General features: G+C 68.7%; 26 protein-coding genes and 1 tRNA gene. 12 read left to right on the top strand and 15 right to left on the bottom strand.

Annotation, left to right across the window (positions count from 1 at the left end):
• Nucleotides 1-8 precede the first annotated feature (8 nt).
• Nucleotides 9-485 (bottom strand): hypothetical protein, encoded by a 477-nt coding sequence (locus P0Y60_00320; GenBank protein ID WEK61237.1) that lies wholly within the window; start codon nt 483-485, stop codon nt 9-11.
• Nucleotide 486: 1 nt separating this feature from the next.
• Complete coding sequence (dcd, locus tag P0Y60_00325) at nt 487-1092, bottom strand: dCTP deaminase (protein WEK61238.1); 606 nt, start codon at nt 1090-1092, stop codon at nt 487-489.
• Between the two features lie 101 nt (nt 1093-1193).
• Between dcd and P0Y60_00330 the strand changes: the two genes are divergently transcribed.
• The 7 genes from P0Y60_00330 to P0Y60_00360 all read left to right on the top strand — a co-directional run bounded on the left by P0Y60_00330 (nt 1194) and on the right by P0Y60_00360 (nt 8060).
• Nucleotides 1194-1267 (top strand) — tRNA-Gly (locus P0Y60_00330).
• Nucleotides 1268-1371: 104 nt separating this feature from the next.
• Nucleotides 1372-2274 carry a helix-turn-helix transcriptional regulator gene (locus P0Y60_00335; GenBank protein ID WEK61239.1) on the top strand — a complete coding sequence of 301 codons (903 nt, stop codon included), beginning with the start codon at nt 1372-1374 and terminating at the stop codon, nt 2272-2274.
• 121 nt (nt 2275-2395) lie between these two features.
• On the top strand, nt 2396-3442 hold the full coding sequence (locus P0Y60_00340) for an NAD(P)-dependent alcohol dehydrogenase (protein WEK61240.1): 1047 nt from the start codon (nt 2396-2398) through the stop codon (nt 3440-3442).
• Nucleotides 3443-3551: 109 nt separating this feature from the next.
• Nucleotides 3552-5378, top strand: coding sequence for an AMP-dependent synthetase/ligase (locus tag P0Y60_00345; protein ID WEK61241.1), 1827 nt, complete (start codon nt 3552-3554; stop codon nt 5376-5378).
• Between the two features lie 17 nt (nt 5379-5395).
• Complete coding sequence (locus P0Y60_00350) at nt 5396-6319, top strand: DUF1295 domain-containing protein (GenBank protein ID WEK61242.1); 924 nt, start codon at nt 5396-5398, stop codon at nt 6317-6319.
• A gap of 149 nt (nt 6320-6468) precedes the next feature.
• Nucleotides 6469-7152: an SGNH/GDSL hydrolase family protein gene (locus P0Y60_00355; GenBank protein WEK61243.1), complete on the top strand. Its 684-nt coding sequence runs from the start codon at nt 6469-6471 to the stop codon at nt 7150-7152.
• A gap of 80 nt (nt 7153-7232) precedes the next feature.
• On the top strand, nt 7233-8060 hold the full coding sequence (locus P0Y60_00360) for an SDR family NAD(P)-dependent oxidoreductase (protein WEK61244.1): 828 nt from the start codon (nt 7233-7235) through the stop codon (nt 8058-8060).
• Between the two features lie 23 nt (nt 8061-8083).
• On the opposite strand, the gene P0Y60_00365 is transcribed toward P0Y60_00360, so the two are convergent.
• The 5 genes from P0Y60_00365 to P0Y60_00385 form a co-directional block, all read right to left on the bottom strand.
• Nucleotides 8084-8890: a sugar nucleotide-binding protein gene (locus P0Y60_00365; protein ID WEK61245.1), complete on the bottom strand. Its 807-nt coding sequence runs from the start codon at nt 8888-8890 to the stop codon at nt 8084-8086.
• Nucleotides 8891-9127: 237 nt separating this feature from the next.
• Entirely contained in the window at nt 9128-9862 is a 735-nt protein-coding gene (locus tag P0Y60_00370) for an RES domain-containing protein (GenBank protein WEK61246.1), read from the bottom strand.
• Nucleotides 9862-10248 carry a hypothetical protein gene (locus tag P0Y60_00375; GenBank protein ID WEK61247.1) on the bottom strand — a complete coding sequence of 129 codons (387 nt, stop codon included), beginning with the start codon at nt 10246-10248 and terminating at the stop codon, nt 9862-9864. The genes P0Y60_00370 and P0Y60_00375 overlap by 1 nt, the downstream gene beginning before the upstream one ends.
• A gap of 125 nt (nt 10249-10373) precedes the next feature.
• On the bottom strand, nt 10374-11141 hold the full coding sequence (locus P0Y60_00380; protein WEK61248.1) for a GntR family transcriptional regulator: 768 nt from the start codon (nt 11139-11141) through the stop codon (nt 10374-10376).
• A gap of 88 nt (nt 11142-11229) precedes the next feature.
• Nucleotides 11230-11655: a hypothetical protein gene (locus P0Y60_00385; GenBank protein ID WEK61249.1), complete on the bottom strand. Its 426-nt coding sequence runs from the start codon at nt 11653-11655 to the stop codon at nt 11230-11232.
• A gap of 28 nt (nt 11656-11683) precedes the next feature.
• Here P0Y60_00385 and P0Y60_00390 point away from each other — a divergent pair, with 28 nt between their 5' ends.
• Nucleotides 11684-12304, top strand: coding sequence for a hypothetical protein (locus P0Y60_00390; GenBank protein WEK61250.1), 621 nt, complete (start codon nt 11684-11686; stop codon nt 12302-12304).
• Here the strand turns inward: P0Y60_00390 and P0Y60_00395 are convergent.
• Together P0Y60_00395 and P0Y60_00400 are read right to left on the bottom strand one after the other, a co-directional pair.
• Complete coding sequence (locus P0Y60_00395; protein WEK61251.1) at nt 12250-13338, bottom strand: Zn-dependent alcohol dehydrogenase; 1089 nt, start codon at nt 13336-13338, stop codon at nt 12250-12252. The two genes, P0Y60_00390 and P0Y60_00395, sit on opposite strands and share 55 nt — an antisense overlap.
• Before the next feature lie 12 nt (nt 13339-13350).
• Nucleotides 13351-14001, bottom strand: a complete 651-nt coding sequence (locus tag P0Y60_00400) for a TetR family transcriptional regulator (protein WEK61252.1) — start codon at nt 13999-14001, stop codon at nt 13351-13353.
• 86 nt (nt 14002-14087) lie between these two features.
• On the opposite strand from P0Y60_00400, the gene P0Y60_00405 reads away from it, so the two are divergent.
• Nucleotides 14088-15038, top strand: coding sequence for an NADP-dependent oxidoreductase (locus tag P0Y60_00405; GenBank protein ID WEK61253.1), 951 nt, complete (start codon nt 14088-14090; stop codon nt 15036-15038).
• A gap of 9 nt (nt 15039-15047) precedes the next feature.
• On the opposite strand, the gene P0Y60_00410 is transcribed toward P0Y60_00405, so the two are convergent.
• From P0Y60_00410 to P0Y60_00430, 5 genes are all read right to left on the bottom strand, one after another.
• Complete coding sequence (locus P0Y60_00410; GenBank protein WEK61254.1) at nt 15048-15782, bottom strand: GPP34 family phosphoprotein; 735 nt, start codon at nt 15780-15782, stop codon at nt 15048-15050.
• 48 nt (nt 15783-15830) lie between these two features.
• Nucleotides 15831-16481: an aquaporin gene (locus P0Y60_00415; protein ID WEK61255.1), complete on the bottom strand. Its 651-nt coding sequence runs from the start codon at nt 16479-16481 to the stop codon at nt 15831-15833.
• Nucleotides 16482-16643: 162 nt separating this feature from the next.
• Entirely contained in the window at nt 16644-17219 is a 576-nt protein-coding gene (locus P0Y60_00420) for an isochorismatase family protein (protein WEK61256.1), read from the bottom strand.
• Between the two features lie 120 nt (nt 17220-17339).
• On the bottom strand, nt 17340-18356 hold the full coding sequence (gene corA / locus P0Y60_00425) for a magnesium/cobalt transporter CorA (protein WEK61257.1): 1017 nt from the start codon (nt 18354-18356) through the stop codon (nt 17340-17342).
• Between the two features lie 38 nt (nt 18357-18394).
• Nucleotides 18395-19675, bottom strand: coding sequence for a serine hydrolase (locus P0Y60_00430; GenBank protein WEK61258.1), 1281 nt, complete (start codon nt 19673-19675; stop codon nt 18395-18397).
• 86 nt (nt 19676-19761) lie between these two features.
• Between P0Y60_00430 and P0Y60_00435 the strand changes: the two genes are divergently transcribed.
• A complete protein-coding gene (locus P0Y60_00435) occupies nt 19762-20076 on the top strand; it encodes a DUF2470 domain-containing protein (protein ID WEK61259.1) in 315 nt (104 codons plus the stop codon).
• Nucleotides 20077-20158: 82 nt separating this feature from the next.
• Nucleotides 20159-20806 (top strand): biliverdin-producing heme oxygenase, encoded by a 648-nt coding sequence (locus tag P0Y60_00440; GenBank protein WEK61260.1) that lies wholly within the window; start codon nt 20159-20161, stop codon nt 20804-20806.
• Between the two features lie 14 nt (nt 20807-20820).
• Here P0Y60_00440 and P0Y60_00445 read toward each other — a convergent pair whose 3' ends face one another.
• Nucleotides 20821-22218 (bottom strand): AAA family ATPase, encoded by a 1398-nt coding sequence (locus tag P0Y60_00445; protein ID WEK61261.1) that lies wholly within the window; start codon nt 22216-22218, stop codon nt 20821-20823.
• A 115-nt stretch (nt 22219-22333) separates the two neighbouring features.
• On the opposite strand from P0Y60_00445, the gene P0Y60_00450 reads away from it, so the two are divergent.
• Nucleotides 22334-23404 (top strand): hypothetical protein, encoded by a 1071-nt coding sequence (locus P0Y60_00450; GenBank protein ID WEK61262.1) that lies wholly within the window; start codon nt 22334-22336, stop codon nt 23402-23404.
• Nucleotide 23405 lies beyond the last annotated feature (1 nt).

Genomic DNA, 23405 nt, shown 5'->3' on the forward strand with positions numbered 1-23405 from the left:
CACGCGGGTCAGAGCGGTACGCCTGAGAGGAGCCCGGCACCCGACGAGAAGGGGAACGAGGTCGTCGTCGCGAGGAAGACCCCCAGGACGACCGCGACCACCAGAAGCACCACCAGGAAGACGAAGATCAGCGCGGAGACGATCCGGTAGCTGCCGGATGACGGCACCTCGGGCGCGATGGACGGCCGGGCCCAGTCGTCCGCCACGGCAGCCGGCTGCTCTCCCCGGAGGATCGCCGGCGTGCGACGCGAACTCCGAGTCGCCGGCATCATCGCCTCGGGCGGAGGGGGAGGGATCACGGCATCCGCGGGTGGGATGTCGACGGAAGCGGGCGGGATCACGGTCGTGGCCTCGGGGATCGCCGGGGCGTCCGGGATCGCGGGAGCGTCGGGGATCACCCCCTCCGGGATCGGTGTCTCGGGCGGAGGCGGCGGGATGACAGCGTCGGCCGGCGGGGTCTGCGGGTTCGTGCTGTCGTCGCTCATGTCAGCCTCCGAGTGCTCCGACGTCGGTCGTTCCGACATCGGTCCGATGGAAGTTCTGGAAGGACCGGGATGCCGTCGGGCCCCGCTGCCCCTGGTACCGGTTGCCGTAGGGGCCGGACCCGTAGGGGTTCTCAGCCGGCGACGTCAGGCGGAAGAAGCAGAGCTGACCGATCTTCATGCCCGGCCACAGCTTGATCGGCAGGGTCGCGACGTTCGCGAGCTCCAGGGTCACGTGACCGGTGAAGCCGGGGTCGATGAATCCGGCGGTCGAATGGGTGATGAGCCCGAGCCGCCCGAGCGACGACTTGCCCTCCAGCCGCGCGGCGACGTCGTCGGGAAGAGTGACCTGCTCGAAGGTCGCCCCCAGCGCGAACTCGCCGGGGTGCAGGATGAACGGCTCCTCGGGATCGACCTCGATGAGACGCGTCAGCTCGGGCTGATCGACCGACGGATCGATGAACGGGTACTTGTGGTTGTCGAACAGCCGGAAGTACCGGTCGAGGCGCACATCGATGCTCGACGGCTGGATCATCTCCGGCGCGTGCGGTTCGAGGCCGATACGGCCGGATGCGAGTTCGGCCCTGATGTCGCGATCGCTGAGAAGCACGGGTTCAGCCTAGTTGGCCCGGTGCGTACGCGCTCTCGGCGCTTTGGCCATACGGCGGGTGGCGGGTAGGCTGGCGTGACCCGCTCCTCGGATGCAGGTACGGGACTGTAGTTCAATGGCAGAACTTCTGCTTCCCAAGCAGATAGCGCGGGTTCGATTCCCGTCAGTCCCTCCACAAGCCCCCGGTCTCCCCGGGGGCTTTCTCGTTCACCGAACGCGATCCAGAGGTGCCCTGAGAGAGACTCCCTCACCGTCAGGCGGCGGCGTACCGTGGCTCACATGGACAACCGAGCCGAAGTACGCGAGTTCCTCATGACCCGTCGTGCGCGGGTCACTCCGGATGCCGCGGGTCTCACGGCCGGCTCCAACCGACGCGTCGCGGGGCTGCGGCGAAGCGAGGTCGCCACCCTTGCCGGCGTCAGCGTGGAGTACTACGCGAAGCTCGAGCGTGGCGCGATCGCCGGCGCTTCGGCCTCGGTCCTGGATGCCGTCGCCTGGGCATTGCAGCTCGACGACGCCGAGCGCGCGCATCTGCTGGATCTGGCTCGTGCGGCGGATGGCATCCCCACCAGTGGGCGCAGCCGCCGGCGGGTGACCAGACCGCACGAGCCTCGGCCGAGTCTCTCCTGGGCGCTGGACGCCATGACGGAGGGGGTCGCGTTCGTCCGAGACGCGCGACACAACCTGCTCGCGACGAACTCTCTCGGCCGCGCGTTCTACTCCCCCGTGATCGGCGACGGCGGGCGCACCCCGAACCTCGCTCGGTTCCAGTTCCTGGATCCCGCATCGCACGACTTCTACCCCGACTGGGAGCTCTTCGCGCGCATGTGCGTCGGCGTGATGCGCGCCGAGGCGGGTCGGGATCCGCACGACAAGGGCCTCCAGGACCTCGTGGGCGAGCTGTCCACACGCAGCGACACCTTCCGCACGCTCTGGGCTTCGCACGACGTGCGCACGCACGGAGCCGGCACCAAGCGCTTCCTGCACCCGGTCGTGGGGGAACTGGTGCTCGCCTACGAAGCACTCGACGTCACCGCCGACCCCGGCAACGTCATGACCATCTACACGGCCGAACCGGGGTCGCCCTCCGCCGAGCGGCTCAGACTGCTCGCCTCGTGGGCTGCCGAGCAGCCGGCGCCGGTTGTCGTGGAAGGATCCGACACGGCGGACGTCCGCCCGTAGCAGCTCGGGGCAGACCCTTCGCGATACGCGAAGGGTGCCCTCGCAGTGCACCCCTCGTCAGGGTCTCCCTCATCCGTCGGCATCCGCGTTGACTGGATATCCACTCGATCGAAGGACTCCCATGAACACCGTCCCCGCCATCATCGCCACCTCTCCGACCGCTCCGTTGCGGATCGGCACCGTCGAACGTCGGGAGCTCGGCCCGAAAGACGTGCGCATCGACATCCGCTGGGCAGGGATCTGCCACTCCGACATCCACACCGTGAACGGCGACTGGGGGCCCCAGCACTACCCCCTGGCGGTCGGCCATGAGATCGCGGGGATCATCGCCGAGGTCGGCTCGGAGGTCACGACGCACCGGGTGGGCGACCGCGTCGGTGTCGGCTGCATGGTGAACTCGTGCGGCGAATGCCGGAACTGCCTCGCCGGCGATGAGCAGTACTGCCTCAACGGCATGGTCGGCACCTATGGCGCAGAAGACCGCGACGGAACCATCACGCAGGGCGGCTACTCGACGAGCATCCTCGTGATCGAGGACTTCGTGCTCCGCATCCCCGACGCCATCCCGTTCGAGAAGGCGGCACCGCTGCTCTGCGCCGGAATCACGACCTACTCGCCCCTGAAGCGCTGGAACGCGGGTCCGGGTAAGAAGGTGGCGGTCGTCGGGATGGGCGGACTCGGACACATGGCGGTGAAGTTCGCGCACGCCATGGGCGCCGAGGTCACGGTGCTGTCGCAGTCGCTGCGCAAGCAGGAGGACGGCCTGCGCCTCGGCGCCGACCACTACTACGCCACCAGCGACGCAGCCACGTTCACCGAACTCGCCGGCAGCCTCGACCTCATCATCAACACGGTCTCCGCCCCCATCGATGTCGACGCGTTCCTGAACCTGCTCGCCGTCGACGGCGCCCTCGTCAACGTGGGCGCCCCCGCTGAGCCGATGAGCCTCCAGGTGATGTCACTCATCGGAGGGCGCCGCACCTACGCCGGTTCGATGATCGGCGGCATTGCCGAGACGCAGGAGATGCTCGACTACTCCGCCGAACACGGCATCGCCCCGGAGGTCGAGATCGTCGCCGCCGCCGAGATCAACGAGGCGTGGTCGCGTGTGCTGGCGTCCGACGTGCGCTACCGCTTCGTCATCGACACGTCGACGCTCACCGCGTGACTCGACGCTGATATTCGGATGGGATGCCGGAAGAGCATCCCATCCGAATACGCATCGGCTCCGAACACGAGAGGATGGGCCTTACTGGCGCGCCCGAGAGGAGCCCCCGATGATCGAGTCATCGACCCCGCCGCTTGCGAACCTCGACGGCTACCGCAACGTCACCGACCTGCTGGTCGCGCGTGTCGCCACGGCGCCCGCGCACATCGCCTTCGAGGTCGAGGACGCGCATGCCGGGGTCTGGCATCCGATCACGACACAGACCTTCTCCGACACGGTCCAGGCGCTCGCGAAGGGCTTCATCGCCCAGGGCATCCGCGCCGGCGATCCGATCGCGATCATGGCGCCGACCCGCTACGAATGGGCCGTCGCCGACCTCGCATCCTGGTACGCCGGGGCCGTCGTCGTGCCGATCTACGAGACGTCATCGGCTTCGCAGGTGAACGCGATCATCGCCGACGCCGGGGTGCGGCTGGCGATCGGCGGCACCACCGAGCACGCTGCACTGCTCGAGGCGGCGCTCGACCAGACCCCCGACACCACGTTCGGCGCCTGGACGATGGATGCCGGCACTCCGGGCAGCATCCTCGATCTGGTGACCCGTGGCGCCGACGTCACCGACGACGAGCTCGAGAGCCGCCGAGCATCCGCCACTCAGGACGACCCGGCGACCATCGTCTACACCTCCGGCACCACGGGTGAACCCAAGGGTGTCGTGCTCACCCACCGCAACTTCCTGGGGCAGGTGCTCAACATCGCCGCCGCGTACCGCGAGATCGTGAACGAGAGCGGAAACACCGTGATCTTCCTCCCGCTCGCGCATGTGCTGGCGCGTGGGCTGCAGATGATCTGCCTGGCCAGCGGCATGCGCATCGCGCACCTGTCCGACCCGTCGACCGTCGTCGCGACCCTCGACACGCTGCGCCCGACCTTCCTCGTCGTGGTGCCGCGCGTGCTCGAGAAGATCCAGGCGGCGGCAGCCACCAAGGCGGCCGACAAGGGGCTGGCGGGCGTCTGGACCAAGGCCCGCCAGACCGCCATCGCGTGGGGCCGCCGCGCCGAGCTGATCGACGAGGGCGGAAAGCCCGCGCGCGACATCGGCCTGAGCCTCCGCCACCGCCTCTTCGACAGGCTCTTCTTCGGACGCCTCCGCACCGTCATGGGCGGGCGTGTCGGGTACATCCTCTCCGGCGGGGCGGCGCTGGATGCCGAGCTCTCGCTCTTCTTCCGCGGCATCGGGGTTCCCGTGCTCGAGGGGTACGGACTCACCGAGACCACCGCGCCGCTCACCGGCAACCTTCCCGGACGCATCGCCTCGGGCAGCGTCGGTTCTCCCCTGCCCGGGCTCACCGTGCGCATCAGCGACGAGGGTGAGGTGCTCGCCCGCGGCGTCGGCGTCTTCCGCGGTTACCGTAACCCCGCCCACGACGAGACCGCCTTCGTCGACGGATTCTTCCGCACGGGCGATCTCGGGCGACTCGACGACCAGGGCCGGCTGATCCTCGACGGTCGACTCAAAGACGTGATCGTCACCTCGAACGGAAAGACGATCGTGCCCACGCGCTGGGAGACCGCCGTCGAGGCGAACCCCCTCGTGTCGTACGCGGTGATGGTCGGCGAGGGCAAGCCGTATCTCTCCGCCCTTCTCGTGCTCGATCCGGAGCAGACCCTCGCCTGGGCGACCGACGAAGGCATTATCGTGCCGATGAGCGCGCACGCCGACATCCGCCCGGTGACCGATCCGACCCTGCGGGCTCACCTGCAGCGCACCGTCGACGCCGCCAACACCCTCGTCGCGCGCAGCGAGCAGGTGCGCCGTTTCAGCGTCGTCTTCGCCGACCTCGACGACCGTGAACTGGTCACGCCCACCATGAAGCTCAAGCGCAGTGTCGTGCTGGATCGCGCGGCCGTCGCCGTCGAAGACCTCTACCTCTAGGAATCAGGAAAAACACGATGTCGTCACCGACGCCCACGAACACCAAGTCCTCCCGCTCCTCGCTGATCGCGATCATCGTCGCGCTCGCCATCGGAGCACTCGTCGCGGTCGCCGGCAGCCAGAACGGCGCGACGCTCGGCGGCATCCCCCTGTTCACCCTCGCCGTCGCCGCGGCGTTCGCCATCCAGATCATCGCGTTCATCCCCGCGATGATCCTGCGCACCGAGCGCTTCTTCGACCTCACCGGCAGCGCCACGTTCTTCGTGATCTCGGTGGCGCTCGTGCTGCTGACCCCGATGCCCGACGCGCGCAGCTGGATCCTCGCCGCGATGGTGATGCTGTGGTCCGCGCGCCTCGGATCGTTCCTGGCGCGCCGCGTGCACAAGGCCGGATCCGACGGCCGCTTCGACGAGATCAAGGGCTCGCCGCTGCGGTTCCTGCAGGTGTGGGTGATCCAGGGAGCATGGGTGTCGCTGACGGCAGCGGCGGCGTGGATCGCGATCAGCTCGGATGCCGCATCGCGCGCTCCCCTCGGATGGGTGAGCATCGTCGGGATCATCGTGTGGGCGCTCGGCCTGGCGATCGAGGTCATCGCCGACGCGCAGAAGTCGGCGTTCCGCGCGGACCCAGCCCACAAGCACGAGTTCATCCGCTCCGGGCTGTGGTCGCGCTCGCGCCACCCGAACTACTTCGGCGAGATCGTGCTGTGGGTGGGCGTGTTCCTCACCGCGGCTCCCGTGCTCGTCGGATGGCAGTGGGTCGCGCTGCTCTCGCCGCTGTTCGTGATCCTGCTGCTCACGCGGGTGAGCGGCATCCCGCTGCTCGAAGCACGTGCCGAGAAGAAGTGGGGGGATCGCGCCGACTACATCGCGTACCGCGACAGCACCCCGGTACTGATCCCGCGGCTCACCCGGGCCCCCGTGCGGGAGAGCGCCGCTTAGGGCTGCGCTCTCCGCGGGGAGGGGTCGCAAATGGTCGCCTCACGCTCGCGGATGCGGCAGATCGCGCCCTCCCTCCGCCGCCTCCCGCCGCCGGAGCAGCATCCGCGAGCGCACCCCATCCACCACGCGCTCGGCACCGAACAAGGAGCATGCGCCGTCTTCGAGCACTCGCGTCCGTGGTCGCTCTCGCCCTCGGGCTCTCGGCGTGCAGCGCCGCACCGGCGCCCGACACCTCGGCCACACCGGGCACCGGCCCCCTCGTCGCGTTCTACGGAGACTCGTACACGCTCGGGACGGGCGCGAGCGATCCGTCGCTGCGCTGGTCGACCGTCATCAGCGAGGAACGCGGCTGGCGCGAGTTCAACCCGAGCGTCAACGGCCTGGGCTTCGTCAACCACCGGTCGAGTTTCGGCGAGGATGACCTGCCGGCGCTCGTGATCGCGCAGCATCCCGACATCGTCTTCGTCACGATGGGCCTCAACGACAACTTCAGCTTCGCCGGACGTTCCGAGCTGATCCGCGAGACCATCACCGACGACTTCACACGTCTGCGCGACGCCCTGCCCGAGGCGCGCTTCATCGTCGTGGAGCCGTTCTGGTACACGGAGGATCGTCCCGACTCGGTCGCGACGATCATCGGCTGGGTCTCGGATGCCGCGGCAACAATCGACGCGGACTGGATCCCCGGCGCCAGCCGCTGGCTCGACGGGCACTACGCCGGCGCGGACGACAGTTGGATGGCGGCCGACGGCCTGCATCCCTCTGACGTCGGGTATCGGCACATGGCGGAGCAGATGGATGCCGCCCTCAGGGCGCTCGACCCCGCGCTGTAACCGCCGACCGGCGTATCGGAGTATCGCCCGACACCACCGGCCCGCGCGTACTCTGCTCTCATGACTGAAACTGTGCTCTCATGACCGACCTCGCACTGATCACCGGAACCTCCTCGGGAATGGGCCTGCACGCCGCCATCGAACTCGCCCGCCACGGGCTGCACGTCGTCGCCACCATGCGCGATGTGAGCAAGGCCGACCGGCTCCGCGCCGCGGCCACGGCGGCGGGAGTCGAGGTCGATATCCGCACCCTCGACGTGGTCGACCACGACGCGGCAGCCGCCCTCGTCGCCGAGATCGAGGCCGAGTTCGGCCGGATCGACGTGCTGCTCAACAACGCAGGGCGCGGCAGCGTCGCCACCGCGGAGCAGGCCAGCATGCAGGACGTGCAGGACCAGCTCGATGTGAACTACCTCGCGCCGGTGAACCTCACCAAGCTCGTGCTGCCGGGCATGCGCGAACGCGGCAGCGGTCGCATCCTCACCGTCACGAGCGTCGGCGGCGCGGTGGGCCAGCCGTTCGCCGACACGTACTGCGGTGCGAAGTTCGCGGTCGAGGGCTTCATGCAGTCCCTCGCCCCGGTCGCCGAGCGCTTCGGCATCCGGATCAGCGTGATCGAGCCCGCCGCTGTCGCGAGCGACTTCGTCGACAACGCGCGGCGCCCCGACCTCGGCGGCCCCTACGGCAGCCTCCTGCAGGCCTACATCGATCGCACCTCGGGCGCATTCGCCAATGCGCAGACCGCTGAGTCGGCGGGCGCCGCGATCGCCGCCGCGGTGCTGTCGGACGAGTACCGCTTCCGCTGGCAGACCTCCGACGGCGCTGCCGCGTTCGTGGGCGCATCGCTCGCCGACATCGACGGCAGCCGCGTGCTCGGCTTCACGCGTAGGTGGATCGCCGCCGGTTGATGGCGCCCGCGGGCTGAGCGACCTCAGCCGCGAAGCATCTCCGCATAGCCCTCACGGTAGGTGGGGTAGTCGAGTTCACCGAGCAGTGAGCGCAGCAGCGAACCGTCGAGCACCGTGCCGGTTGCGCCGGCGGCCGCGTCGTCGGGCGGGGTCGGCATGCCGAGCGTCTGCGCGATGAACGCGACGACGTCACTCAGCGGAGCGGGCGCCGCATCGACCGCATGCAGAACCTGCGGGGGCTCAGGCATCCGCAGCAGCGCGTCGATCGTGCGCACGAGGTCGTGCTCGTGGATGCGGTTCGTGCGGCGGCGATGGTTGACGGTCGCCTGCTCCCGCACCTGCCGGATCAGGAACTCGCGCCCCGGCCCGTAGATGCCGGCGGGGCGCACGATGACGGCGTCGAGCAGCTCGACCGCCGCGAGCTCGCCATCGCGCAGCTCGCGCGCACGATCGCTGTGCGGCGCCGGCTCGTCGCGCTCGGTGATCGGCGATGCGGACTCCCACCCCTCGAACACCCCGGTCGACGAGACGAACACGGTGCGCGCGGCGACGACGGGCAGTGCGTCGGCGAGGCGCTCCAGGGCGGCGCGATACCCCTGCGCCCCGCTGGGCGTGAGAGTGATCACGACGGCATCGACCTCGGGAAGCGTCGCCTCGAGCGGCTTCGACAAGTCGGCCCGGATGCCGCGCAGCCCCTCGGGAAGAGCTCCGTCACTGCGACGCAGCGCGAATACCTCGCCGCCGTCGGAGAGCAGCCTCGGGGCGAGAGCGGAACCGAGCGCGCCGTAGCCGACGAGCAGGGTGCGACCTGGGACAGGAGGAGGAGTCATCCCTCCCAATCTGTCACACAGCCATCAACGACGGCATCAACAGCGGCATCGGCATCGGCATCGGCATCGGCATCGGCATCGCGAGCATCATCATGATCGGCATCGCGAGCATCGCCACTCGTGTTGCTGCGCGACCAGCCCGTCGCCCGCGCCCACTTCCTGGCCGGCCACCTGGCCTGACGCGCCCCGACGAGGATTATCAGTCCGTGTCGCGCAGTCGGCGCTGCACTACCGAGCTCATCCCTCACCGTTTCTCTGGTCGCGCCAGGTGAGACCGTGAAGGTCCATCGCGCGCAGCAGCTCGTCATCGTCTTCGCGAACGAGGCGTGTACCGACATTTCCGAGATGCATGCTTGAAGGATTGTCGCCCGGGCGTTCGCAGATGGCCCAGAGGGCTATGTCGTCACCGTGACGTGAGCCGAAGTGAACGCCGTCCACAGTTGGCGTGCCATCATCATTGGTCATGGCGTAGAAGTCGACTGTGAGTCGATGTGTGAGTGCGCGTGGATGAGCGCGTTTCAACGCGGCGGCATCGAAGTCATCAAACCCGAGCGAGAGCGCGAACTTGAGATGCTGCGGTCGCAACGCTGCGACCGTGGCGGCGGCACGTACGTCCACGTAGGCGCCGCCAAGCGAGGCGACACCGATCATGCGACCGTTGACCCAGTGCCGTTCGATGGAACCCGCGGCGGGGACAGGGAACTCTGCGGCGTCCTCCGGATCCTCGTCGATGCCTGCCAGCATGTCCGATCCATCGCCGTTGAGATCGGGGCGCGAGTAGACAAGCAGCTCGACGAAGGCACCGAACAGCGAGTCGGCGGCGTACGTGGTCCGGAAGGTCACCTCCGGATCATCCCAGCGCGCCTTGCCGGCATAGTGACGATCGATCCACGCCCACGGGTCCGGGGCACGGCCGACGCGCCAGACGGTCGCGCCGGCCGCGTCGACCAGCTGCAGCTCCGGCCCGGCCATCAAGCGCCGACGAAACCCTTGGCGGCTGCGAGCACCTGAGCCATCGCGTCATCACTTCGGTCCTCGTGGAGTACTCGCGCCGGTGAGCGATCGCCGAGCTGCGGGTTCATTCCCTGGAACCAGGTAGCAGCAACTCCGTCACCCTCGCTCCGATCGATGAGTGTCGCGACCTGGAACGCCAGGCGCAGACGGCGCTGCGTATTGGGGGCAGGTGTCCGGTCACCCTCTACCCACGAGCGCACCGCACGGGTCTCTGTGACATCGGCGATGTAGGCGACTAGCTTCGCGCCGAGCCGACTCCGCAGGTCCGCGACAATCTGCGGCAGGCTCTGGCGGATCGAGTCGTTGAAGGCTGCGAGTTTGGTGGCCTCGAGGGTTGCGGACATGCATCTAGGTACCAGAGATGCCGGTATCGATCACAAACAAAATAACAACTGGGATCCCACCTAAGAAACCCCGGCAGTGGATATCAGGTCAATTGGCAAATTTACATTCTCGGAATCCCCCGGGGTCAGCGGGTGGGACCGACGCCTCGCGTGAAGACGGTGCGCAGACGGTAGCGCTCCCCCACGTAGCGGATGGTCGAGAGCGTGACCGCACGGCCGTCCGCACTGTGCGCGAGCTGACGCATGATCAGCAGCGGACTGCCGATCGCGACGCCGAGAGCCTCGGCGGCCTGGGCATCGGCCTCTCGGGCCTCGATCGTGCTGTCAGCACGCTGCGGAGCGGAACCCGCCGAGTCGAGCAGGTCGTACAGCGATTCGACGGCGAAGTCGGTCTGCGAGACATCAGGCAGCAGGGCCGCGGGCACGACGCTGGCGTCGAGCGCGATCGGCACCCCGTCGAGCAGGCGGATGCGGTCGAGGCGGAAGACCGGAGTTCCCGGGGCGACGCCGATGGCCTCAGCCTCGTCGAGGCTCGCGTGCGCCTTCTCGGCGCGCAGCACGACCGAGGTCGATTCAAGTCCCATGCGCCGGGCGGTCTCGGTGAAGGACTCGAGGCTGTTCGGCCACTCCTTCGCGACCGGCGCGGAGGCGACGTACCACCCGCGGCCGTGCGAGGAGCTGAGCACACCCTCCTCGACGAGCTGCAGCAGTGCTTTGCGCAGGGTCACGCGGCTGATGCCGAGCTGGGTGCACAGTTCGCGCTCCGGGGGGAGCCGCATGCCCTCGACCAGCCGGCCCGACGAGATCTCGAGCTTGATGAGATTCACCGCCTGGATCCACAGCGGCTCCGGATAATCTGCGCGGATCGGCGATTCACTGATGCTGCTCGTCATCCCTGCCCCCTTGGATCTGTCGTCCCACTCTGCGCCGTACACGGCAGGTGTGCACCATACCAGTAATGACCATTTTAAGTCCTCGGCCCTACCGACCCACGCGACCGGAGCCCGGATCCCACGTGGGTTCCAGCGCCGGGACGGCCGCCGACTCGCTGATCACCGTGACGGCTCGACCGGACTCGATCGACTCCTCGATCGCGAGCATGGTGTCGAGCACGTGGAAGGCCAGGGCTCCGCTCGCCCGCGGCATCCGTTCGGCTCGGATCGCCTCGGCCATCTCGATCACCCCCACGCCGCGCGCACGCGGGGAACCGTCGGGATGCAGGTCGATCGGTTGGGGTTCGGGCACCCCGGCGGGCACCACCGTGCTCGGCCCGTCGAAGCCGCTCACGGGCACGGTCATCGTGCCGCCGGAACCCGTGACCTCGAACAGCTGGCGGCGCACGGGTGAGTCGAAACTGTAGATCGAGGTGCCGATCACGCCGGAGCGGAACCGGGTCAGCACGCTCACGTGGGTCCACACCTCGACGGGGATCCTGTTGCCCGCGCGCTCCCCATACGGCACGGCGCGCACGGATGCCGTCGCCAATGCGTTCGGCTACCCGCGTCAACGCGCGCAGCCGCGCGGTGGAGAGGTGCGCGAATCGTTCTTCTTCCCGCACCAGAACGACACCGGATACTGGTGGCAGGGCGAGAACGCGAACCTCGGGTCGCTCGCCTTCGCTGCCCGCGCCGTGGCCGAGCTCGCTGACTGTTCTGACGAGCTGCGCGCACGGTTGCGCCGCTTCGCCGCCGACCAGGTGCACTGGGTCCTCGGGCGCAACCCGTTCGACGTGTGCATGCTGCAGGGGCGCGGACGCCACAACGTGGAGCACTCCCCCGACTTCCCCAACGTGCCGGGAGGGATCGTGAACGGCATCCGAGTCATCCCGACGACGAGAGCGGCATCGCGTTCCTCACCGCGGAGTCCGCCGAGGGGCCCGACTCCTGGCGATGGGCCGAGCAGTGGATCCCGCACTCCGCGTGGTTCCTGCTCGCCGTCAGCGCGGGGTGAGACGACGAGGGCTCTCGGCATCCGCAGATTCCGAGAGCCCTCCTGTTCCGATCAGAGCGAGGTGATGACCACGCGCGTGATGTTCGGGTCGCGCAGCGCCTCGTAGCCCTCGTTGACCTCGTCGAGCGCGATCTCCTTCGACAGCAGCGAGTCGAGCTCGAAGCGTCCGTCGAGGTAGAGCTGGGCGTACATCGGGATGTCGCGCTTCGCGGTGGTCGAGCCCATGTACACGCCCTGGATGCGCTTCTGCGAGCCGATCAGACCGACCTGGTGCACGTCGATGTGCGACGTGGGATCGATCACGCCGATCAGGTAGAGACCGCCTCCGGGTGCCGCCATCTCCAGCCCCTGCTCGGCCACGGTCTTGGTGCCGACGAAGTCGAACACGGCATCCGCACCCCGACCGGTGATCTCGAGCACGGCGGCGACCGGGTCGACCTCTTTCGAGTTCACGACGTGCGTGGCACCGAACTCCCGCGCCTTGGCGAGCTTGTCGTCGGCGATGTCGACCGCGATGATCGTGGTCGCACCGGCGATCAGCGCGCCGTTGATGGCGTTGAGTCCGACACCGCCCGCGCCGATCACGACGATCGAGTCACCGGCCTGCACGTTCGCGGTGTTGAGCACCGAGCCCGCGCCCGTGACGACGCCGCATCCGAGCAGCGCGGCCTGGGCGAACGGCACCTCGTCGGGCACCTTCACCACCTGGTTCTCGTGCACGAGAGCCTGCTGCGCGAAGCCGCCCAGCCCGAAGGCCTGGCCGACCGGGGCACCGTTCTCGCTGAGGCGCGGGGCCTCGCCGACGGCACGCAGCGTCTTCTCGGGGTGCAGGCATTGGAAGACCTTGCCCGACAGGCACTTCTCACAGGCTCCGCAGTACTGCACGAGACAGCCGACCACGTGGTCGCCCACCGCGATCTCGGTGACGGCGGGACCTACCTGCGTGACGACGCCGGCGAGCTCGTGCCCGAACACGCCGGGAAGCGGATTGCCCATCTCGTAGCGCGACATGGTGAGGTCGGTGTGGCACAGGCCCGAGGCCTTGACATCGACCAGCACCTCACGGCCGATCGGAGCCGCGATGTCGATCTCGGCATTCACGAAACCTGCACCGATCTCGCGGACGAGTGTTGCCTTCATTGCTTCTCTCCTTCAGGGTCGGCCATCGGCGTCTCCGGTGACCGCGGGGATGCTGCTGTGCATCCAGCGGGGCATGAGCTGCGTCAGGTGGCGCGCGAGCTCATCCTCCGTCGCTTCGAGATCGCCCAGCACCCACGAGGCGATGACGCCGGTGGCCGCGTGGGCGATGTAGGTCGCGGCGATGTCGGCGTCGATACCCGCCGGTGGGTGCGCGAAGGTGCGGATGTGCGCGAGGATCTCGACCCGCATCAACGCGGCGACCCGCGACTCGGCACCCCGGGGAACGGCGACCGAGAAGGCTGCCGCGTAGAGCGAGCGATAGGCGGCGTAGTGCGCGATGAGGGCACGCTGCGAGCGCTCCATGAGCGTGGCGTCGACGGCACCGGCATCCGTCGGGCGGGATCCCTCGGCGATGTCGTGGAACGCCTGCTCCTGCAGGTGGAGGGCGAGATCGTCGACCCCGGAGAAGTGCGTGTAGAAGGTGGCCCGGCTGACCTCGGCCCGCTCGGCGACACTGCGCACCGTGACCTCGGACCCGTCGTCGGCGAGGTCCCGCACGGCGTCGAACAGTCGAGCTCGTGTGGCCGTCGCGCGGGGGTCGGTGGACGACCGGATGCCGTCGCGGACGGACGCCAGGTCGGGGGTCGCTTCGGCGCGAGTCATGGAACGATCGTACGCCTGTTTCTAGACACCTGTCTAGAAAAAGTCCAACGCCGGGACGACCGCCACGCACCTCCTATGCTGAGCGCATGATCGTCGATGATCCGGACGCCATCTCCCGCCGCGTGGTCTTCCGTCGCTTCGGCGGTCCCGAGGTCCTCGAGGTCGAGCTGCGACCGATCCCCCTCCCCGCCCCCGGCGAGGTGCTCGTGCGGGTCGCCGCGGCCGGGGTGAACCCGGTGGACTGGAAGCTGTTCAGCGGCCAACCGCTCCACGACTCCTACGAACGGAGCCTGCCCTCGGGCAACGGCTACGACTTCGCCGGCACGATCGCCGACACCGGAGCCGAGGTGGAGGGATGGCGCGTCGGCGATCGGGTCTTCGGCGGGCTGCGCTATCAGGCGCAGGCCGACCACCTCGTGATCGACCCCCGACTGCTCGTCCGCGTGCCCCCAGGGCTGTCGATGCTGGTCGCGGGCTCAGTGAACGTCGTCGGACGCACGGCGTGGGCAAGCGTGGAGTCGCAGCACCTCACCGCCGCCGACGTCGTGCTGGTCAGCGGTGCCGCCGGCGGCGTCGGCATCCTCACCGCTCAGCTCGCGGCCCGCACCGGCGCCTTCGTGTTCGGCACCGCGAGCCCGCGCCATCACGCACTGCTGCGGCGGCTCGGCATCCATCCGCTCACCTATGGCGATGCCCTGCCCGACCAGTTGCGCACCAGCCCGCGGCGGCTCACCGCCGTGCTCGACACGGTGGGTCACGGCACCGTCGACCTCGCCCTCGCCCTGGGGGTTCCGCCCGACCGGATCAACACCATCGCCGACTACGAGGCCCGGCAGCGGCATCCGGTCGCCGGTGTCGGCGGGGCCACCGCCGGTCCACGCGAATTGGCGATCGTGGCGCAGCTGCTCGCCGACCGCACACTCGAGCTGCCCATCGACTCGGTGCATCCGCTCGGCGGCGTGCGCGAGGCCTACGCCCGCTCGATCGCAGGGCATGCGACCGGGAAGATCGTGATCACGACCGCGTCCGGCTCCTGACGACGACGGTCAGGTGATCGTCGCGGCGACGATCACCGGGGTCATGGCCGCCATCATGGCTGCGGCGATCGCCGAGTTCATCGCCCCGGATACCGCACCGCCCGCGGCCGAGCCCGAGGCGAGCTCCTCGATCCGCGTCCGGAGCTGCCCCGACGACATCTGGCCGGACTCCTCCCGCAGGATCGCATGCGCCGCGTTGAGGCCCTGCAGGATGGCGAGCAACGTGAGATCGGCCTGCGTGGGAACCTGAGCACCCGCGATCACGGCGGCCAGACGCGAGCGCAGCAGCGCTTCAGGAGCCGGATCGGACTCGGGTGTGCGTTCGGCGCCCCACCCGAAGAAGCCGCGTTCTCCGTGCACCAGCACACCCTGCACCACGAGCGAGGCGACGACCTCGTCGAGCGGATCGAGCTTCGACGAGAAGACCAGTGATTGCAGGCGCTTGCCGCTCATCGGGGAGAGTCGGGCGAGCACCCCGTCGAGCACCGGGTGCCCGGTCGGAGCGGACGACACGACCTCGACCACCGACTTCGACCCGTCGGTCACGACCACCCGGTCGTGCAGCGCGAGATCGACGATGACCGCAGCGACCTCGCCGAACAGACGATAGGAGGCGGCGGCCGTCTCCAGGCGCCCGTCGGGTCGCAGCAGCAACAGGTGAAGCTCTTCCACGATCAGCATGGCCCCACGGTACGACGCGGGGTCGGCCCGTCGCATCCCCCGCACGACGGATACCCCGGACATGAGAAACGCCGCGCATCCGTCGGGATGCGCGGCGTTTCGAGGACGGTCCTACTCGGCGACGGCGATCTTCTTCGCGTCGTCGGTGTTGAGCACGCGGAACAGGATCGCTGCGATCACGGCGCCGACGACCGGGGCGACGAAGTAGAGCCACAGCGAGCTCCACGCGAAGTGGCCGCTCACCGAGAGGCCGAGTGCGACGGCCGGGTTGAAGCCACCACCCGAGATCGAACCGACGGTCGCGGCACCCACGAACACGGTGCCACCGATGGCGAGGCCGTAGAAGGAGTTGCCCGCGGTGTCCTTCGACGTCGCGGTGTTGAGCACGACCCAGACGAGGATCAGCGTGAACAGTGCCTCGACCAGGAAGGCCGGACCGACCTCGATGATCATGGCCTTCTCGCCGACCGGCCACACGCTGAGGCTGACCAGAGCCGCCAGCGCGCCACCCACGAGCTGGGCGATCAGGTAGGCGATGAAGTCGGTGACGCTCAGGCCACCGCGCAGGAAGACGCCGACCGAGACGGCCGGGTTGAGGTGCGCACCCGAGATGTGACCCGTCGAATAGACGAGAACCGCGAGCGTGAAACCGATCGCGAGGGGTGTCAGCGGGTTGCCGCTGTTGACGGCCGCGATGATGGCGAGAACGAACAGGAAGGTCGCGAGCGCTTCGGCGAGCGCCTTGCGTGCGGTACCGGTCATGAGTGAACCCATTTCTGTGAGGTGGTGGGCGATCCGCATGATCGCCCGCGCACTCGGCCGGCTCCCCCGCCTGTCGCGCGACCACAATGTATCGGTTCCGCGGGCTCGGGACGCGCGGGGCGCGCGGGATTTCTGGGAGAAAGCTGAACGCTGCGCTGTTCCTCAGTGCGCGACGGTGGCCACGCGATCCCGGGTGCGCACGATCGTGGCGAACCCGCGCGCCGAGAGGACGCTCTCGGTGCGGCGGAGGATGTCTTCGCCTGACACGGCCGCGAGGCCGCCGGCCGCCGGGATCGCGGAGGTCGTGGTGGCGTCCGTGACGAAGTCGACCTCGAGACCGAGGTCACCGGCCGCGCGCGCCGTCGTCTCGCAGCACTGCTCGGTGCGGATGCCGCAGATGACGACGTGCCCGACCCCTGCGGCCTCGAGCTGCTGCTGCAACGGAGTCGAGGCGAAGGCGTTGATCGTGGTCTTCGTGAACGCCGACTCCTCGTCGCGCGGGTGCAGGTCGGAGATCACCCGCACGAGGCCGAGGGCGGGGTCGAAGACGCCACCGGAGCCCGGAGCGGCGTGGGTGACCCAGATCACGTCGTCGCCGGCGGCGCGTGCGTGCTCCACGAGCAGGGCGATGTTGCCGATCGCATCCGGATTCGCCGTGTCGGCCCATTCCTCCGCCCGGTGACGGAAGGACTCCTGGGCGTCGATGACGAGCAGAGCGGTGCGGGAGCGTGAGGTCATCTGCTCATCGTCTCCGTCGACGCCCGCACGGGCAACCCCCACCCCCGCCATCCGGCGCAGGGATCCGGCCAGTCTCCCGACGACCAGTCTCCCGCCACCCGATCCGCCGACGGCAGGCCCCTACAGCCAGCCCTTGCGCTTGAACACGGCGTAGAGCCCGATGCCCATCGCGAGCATCAGGCCGATGGCCATCGGGTAGCCGAGCACCCAGTGCAGCTCGGGCATGTGATCGAAGTTCATTCCGTAGATCGTCCCGACCAGCGTCGGCGCGAACAGGATCGCCGCCCAGCCGGAGATCTTCTTGACCTCGTCGTTCTGGTGGATGCTGAGTTCCGTCATCCGGCGCATCTCATCGTTCTGCCGCCGCGCGACGATCGTCGACTCGACGGTCAGTGCATTGTCGAGCACGGTGCGGAACGTGGTGGCCCGATCGGCGACGCGCAGCGTGTGATCGAGCACGTCACGCAGGTAGCGCTGCAGCTCCTCGTCGACCTGGTACTTCTCCGAGCCGCGCAGCAGCGCCTCCAGCATCCCCGACAGCGGCTGTGTCGCCCGCTGGAAATCGATGACCTCGCGTCCCAGCTCGTAGATGCGCTGGGTCGCGTCGACGTCTTCGACGAAGAGCTGGCTCTCGATCTCGTCGATGTCGTTCTCGAGCCCGGCGAGCACCGGCGTGTACTCGTCGACGACCTCGTCGAGGATGGCATACAGCACGGCCTCCGGCCCGTGGGAGAGGAGGGCGGGATCGCCCTCGAGCCTGCGCCGCACCCGACCGAGGTCGGGGGACTCCGCGTGGCGGATCGTCACGACGAAATCGGGACCGACGAGCACGTGCACCTCACCGAACTCGACCTCCTCGACCTCGTCGAGGTAGCGCGCCGGCCGCAGCACCATGAAGAGCACGTCGCCGTAGCGTTCGAGCTTCGAGCGCTGGTGGCCGGACAGGGCGTCCTCGACGACCAGCGCATGGATGCCGAACTCGTCAGCGACCTCGCGGATCTCATCCGCGCTGGGCCGGTACAGACCGATCCAGCTCATGCCGCCCCGCTCGCGCATGCGCTCGAACGTCTCGCTCAGGCTCCGCGGATTCTCGGTGCGCACACCGTCGACATAGATCGCGTTGTCGATGATCGCCATCGCCGCCCCTTCCGGACGTCCGCCCGGTCAGACCGGGATCACTCCACCGGAGGGGCCACGCACGTGATCGCCTTCTCCGCGATCGCCGCGTGATACTGCTCCGCAGTGAACGGCAGCCCGAACTCGGGAGCCGTCTGGCCGGCGGCGGCCGGCGCCTTGGATGCGATCGCCGCGAGCTCCCACGCCAGATACGCGGCGATGTTGCCTGACAAGGTGGAGTCGTTCAGCGTGACCGCCACCGTGAAGCCGGTCGCAGGGTCGGAGTACGCGGCGGTCGCATAGCCGGGCGTCCATCCGTGCTGCCCCACGAGGGATCCCACCAGGTACGCACCACCCGTGGCCTGATACCACGACGGTGCGGACGAGCTGATCGGCAGGGGCGAACCGAAGCGGTCCGGCTTGTCCTTGGTGCGCAGCACCTGAGCCGCCTCCGCCTGCGCATAGCGACCGAGATCGGTGATCGTGGAGACGACTCCGGAGTCGGTGAAACCGCTGCTCGACGAGAGCGTGGTGATGTCGACCGGGGCCGCGCAGTTGTAGCCGCCGTCGACGCTCGTGAGGTAATGCCCGTTCAGCACCGGACCGCTCGACGGCGGGGCCGCCGCGACGCTCGGCAGCGACGTGCCAGGCAGGCCCAGGGGCTCGGTGACGTACTCGGCGATCAGCTCGGAGGCCGACATCCCCGACGCCCGCTCCAGCGCGAGGCCGAGCAGGAGGTAGCCCGCGTCCGAATCGCGGTACGTCGTGTGCGGGGCCAGGCGATCACGGCCGAGTCCGTAGCCGGCGAGCTCCAGCGGAGCCCACACGCGGCCGGGGGTGTTGAGCCATGCCGACTTCACCGTGGCTTCGGAGGAGCCTGCGCCGCTGGTGCCGTTGCAGAGGTCGAGGAGCGTGATGTCCTTCATGTCGGCGACGCCGGAGACGTACTCGGGAACGGTCGCATCCAGCTTGACGGTGCCCTCGTCGGCGAGGGCGTAGAGCACGTCGCAGGTCATCAGGCGCGTGACATCCGCGACGCGGAAGGTCATGTCGGTGTCGACGGCGGCGCCGTCGGGCTTCTGCGTGCCGACGCCGGTCACCCAGGATCCGCTCCAGGGCACCCACACTCCGACGATCGCGCCGGTCGCCCCCGATGCCACCAGGGCGTTGTCGACCGCGGCCTGCATCGTCGCGACCGTGTCGTCGGGGAGCGCGCCGTCGACCTGAGCGGGCGGCGTGTAGGTGAACGAGTCCTCGGCGGTGCAACCGGTGAGGACCAGGCCGAGCACGACCGCACTGGCCGCTGCGGCGCGCCAGCGGCGCGACGAGAGAAGCTGCATGTAAGGAACCCCCGAGGATGTGTCTCCCGAGTCTAGAACGCGGATGCTGAAAGTCCGCACCGCGCGAACCCGCCTAAGGTGTGAATGTGCCCCACTCCTTCGATGCCGACGTGATCGCCGCCGTGCTGCGTCACATGAACGGCGACCACACCGACGACAACATCCTCATCGCGCGCGCCTTCGCCGACGCCGATGGGGACGAGATCACGGAGTCGGTGATGACGGGGTTCGACGGCGACGGCGGAACGTGGGACATCACCCGCAACGGCCTCACCTCCGAGCTGCACGTGGCCTGGCCGGGCGGCCCGATCGACGACCGCCCCTCCGTGCGTCGTCAGGTCGTCGCGCTCTACGACGCCGCCTGCGAACGACTCGGAATCGAACCACGCCCGCACGACTGAGCGATCGATTCACCGGATCCATCCGATCCTCATCGGATTTCCGGGGTTTCGCGTCGACTTAGGCAACCCTTACACTTAGGGCATGCCCGAGATCCTCTCCTTCTCCGCCGCCCTGCGCGAGCGCTCGTCCGGATCGCACTCCCGCAGCGAGACCGCCGGCTTCATGTCCGACCTCCTCAAGGGTGAGGGCTCGCGCGAGGACTACATCTCCCTCGTCGCGCAGCACTACTTCATCTACGAGGCCCTCGAGGGAGCCGGCGACCGCATGCGTCAGGATGCCGTCGCCGCCGTGTTCCTGAGCGACAAGCTCACCCGTCTTCCCGCACTCGAAGCCGACCTCGAGTTCCTGCTCGGCGCCGACTGGCGCGAGCAGATCGTCGCCCTGCCCACCACGCAGCGTTACGTCGAGCGCATCAACCAGGTCGGTGCGACCTGGGTGGGTGGCTTCGTCGCCCACCACTACACGCGCTACCTCGGCGACCTCTCGGGCGGCATCTTCATCGGTCGCGTGATGGCCCGTCGCTTCGGTTTCGAGACCAACGGCATCGGATTCTACCTCTTCGACGACATCGCCGACCCGTCCGCGTTCAAGGACGTCTACCGCGAGCAGTTGGATGCCGCCCCGTGGGACGACGCCGAGCGCGAGCGTGTGATCGACGAGGTGCTCCTCGCGTACCGCTTCAACACCGAGCTCTTCGAAGACCTCGACCGGGCGCGCGCCGCGGCCTGACTCGGCGCACGGCGTCACCCCTGGGGCAGTTCGGGGGTCGACGCTGCGAGCCAGGCGTCGCGCATGAACCGTCGCACGTCTTCGTCCACACGGATGTCGCGGGGTCGCAGCGCGCGCGACAGGTACAGCCCGTCCAGTGAGGTCAGCCGACTGAGCGCCACGTAGGTCTGCCCGGGCGCGAAGGCCCCGGAGCCGAGGTCGATCACGGCGCGCTCGTAGGTCTTGCCCTGCGACTTGTGGATGGTGACCGCCCAGGCCAGCCGCAGCGGGAACTGCGTGAACTCGGCGACCACATCGCGGCTGAGCTTCTTCGTGTTCTGGTCGTACGCGTAGCGGAACCGTTCCCAGACGGCGGGCTCGACGTCGACCTCCTCGCCGTCGATGTCGATACGCACGGCGTTGCCGAGAATTCGCAGCACCGTGCCGATCGTGCCGTTCACCCACCGCGGCGGCTCTCCCGACATCGCGGTGTCGTTGCGCAGGAACATCACCTGCGCGCCCACCTTGAGCTTCAGCTCCGACTCGGCGGGCAGCGACGCCTCCCCTCGGCCGAAATCGCCGCTGACCTCTGCACGTGCGGTCTGCTCCTTGCCGGGGAGGGCGGCGAGGTGGCGGGTGTTGATGCCGTTCACGATGTCGTTGCGGGTCGCGAGCGTGATCATCGGCACCTCGCCGGGCTCAGGCTCGGGGGGCGTCCTGGCGCCCTGTGTGTTCAGCACTCCGGCGATCTCCGCGGTGACTCTGCCGTACCGCACGGCATTCAGCATCGCCTTGAATCCGTCGTCGGACTGCCGATGGATCTGCACGAGCTCGCGCACGTGCAGCTGCGCGCGGGTGTCGACCTCGAAGAGCCCCTGCTGGTCGGATGACCCGTTCGCGCCGCCCGAGCCGCCGGCCCAGACCTTCGCGTCGAAGAACCAGAACGATCGGTAGTGGTCGGCCACGTAGCGTGCCTCATCCCCGCGGGGAGGGACGGGCGCCAGCTGGTACGGGTCGCCGAACATCACGACCTGCACGCCGCCGAACGGTTCTCCGCGGCGCCCGCGCGCCTGGCGCAGTGACCGGTCGATCGCATCCATCAGGTCGGCGTTCACCATCGAGATCTCGTCGATGACGAGCGTCTCGATCGCGTTCAGGATGCGCCGGGTCGCATCGTTCTGATCGATGTCGCCGTCGGCGATCAGCCCGATCGGCAGGCGGAACAGCGAGTGGATCGTCTGCCCCTCGACATTGAGCGCCGCGACGCCCGTCGGTGCACAGATCGCGATCTGCTTCTTCGTGTTCCAGGCGAAGTACTGCAGCAGCGTGGACTTGCCGGTGCCGGCTCGGCCGGTGATGAAGACGTGCTCGCCGGTGTCCTCGATGAGACGGAACAGCTCATGCTGCTCGTCGGACAGGGCGGGAAGTGACACGGATCTCTCACGGGGAAGCAGGCGGATGCGGACGCTCCCCCATGCTACGGCGCGGGATGGGCTCGCGCGTCGCGGCGCTCGGCGTCATCTCAGGACGCCCTCCTAGACTGGCGCCATGAACCAGGTGGAGACGAAGGCGCCTCGGCGCTCTCGTCTCGGCGTCGACCTCGCGCTGCTGACGGTCGTCGGGCTGCTCCTGATCGCCGCGATCGGTGCCGGCGGAGCGACCCTGTACCAGCAGTTCTACAGTCCGTCCGCGTTCGTGGGCCGCTACCTCGACCTGCTGTCCTCCGGCCGTGCCGCCGATGCGTTGCGCGTGCCAGGAGTGGCGATCGACCGCGCGACGCTCGCACAGGCGGGCATCGCCTCCACGGCATCCGAGGCGATGCTCCGGCACGCCGCGCTCGCGCCGTTGACCGACGTGACCATCGAGTCGGAGACGCAGGTCGACGAGGGCACCGAAGTCACCGTCGCGTACCATGCCGGTGGGCATGCGGGCACCACGACGTTCCTCGTCGCGCAGGACGGATGGGTGGGGGTCGCCCCGAACTGGCGCTTCACCACGAGTCCGCTCGCGGTGGTCGACCTCACCGTGCGTGGTTCCGACCGCTTCGCCGTGAACGGGTTCGAGGTGGATCGCCGACAGATCTCGGCCGACGGGACAGATGCCGAAGCCCTCGACCCGCTCGCACTGCTGGTGTTCACGCCGGGGCTCTACTCGGTGACCGTCGACACGCAGATCTCCGAGGCCAGCGGCATCGGGGTGCTCGCCGACAAGCCGTTGGCCATCACCCCGCTCGACGTGCAGACCGAGCCGACGGAGAAGTTCCTCGACGTCGTGCAGGAGCGCGTCGAGGAGTTCCTCACGCAGTGCACGACGCAAGAGGTCCTTCAGCCCACGGCATGCCCGTTCGGTATGCAGGTGAGCGATCGCATCGCGTCCCTGCCGAAGTGGTCGATCGCGCAGCAGCCCTCCGTGATGGTCGCCCCGGACGGCGGCGACTGGAGGATCCCGACCGCCGACGGTGTGGCGCATGTCGAGGTCGAGATCCAGTCCCTGTTCGACGGGTCGGTCGCTCCGGTCTCGGAAGACATCCCCTTCCAGGTGAACGGGTCGATCGTCATGCTCGCCGACGGCTCGGTGTCGATCCGCGTGGGCTCCCCCGACGACGCGCCGGACGACTGAG

This window comes from Candidatus Microbacterium colombiense (genome assembly GCA_029203165.1).
Classification (GTDB): domain Bacteria; phylum Actinomycetota; class Actinomycetes; order Actinomycetales; family Microbacteriaceae; genus Microbacterium; species Microbacterium colombiense.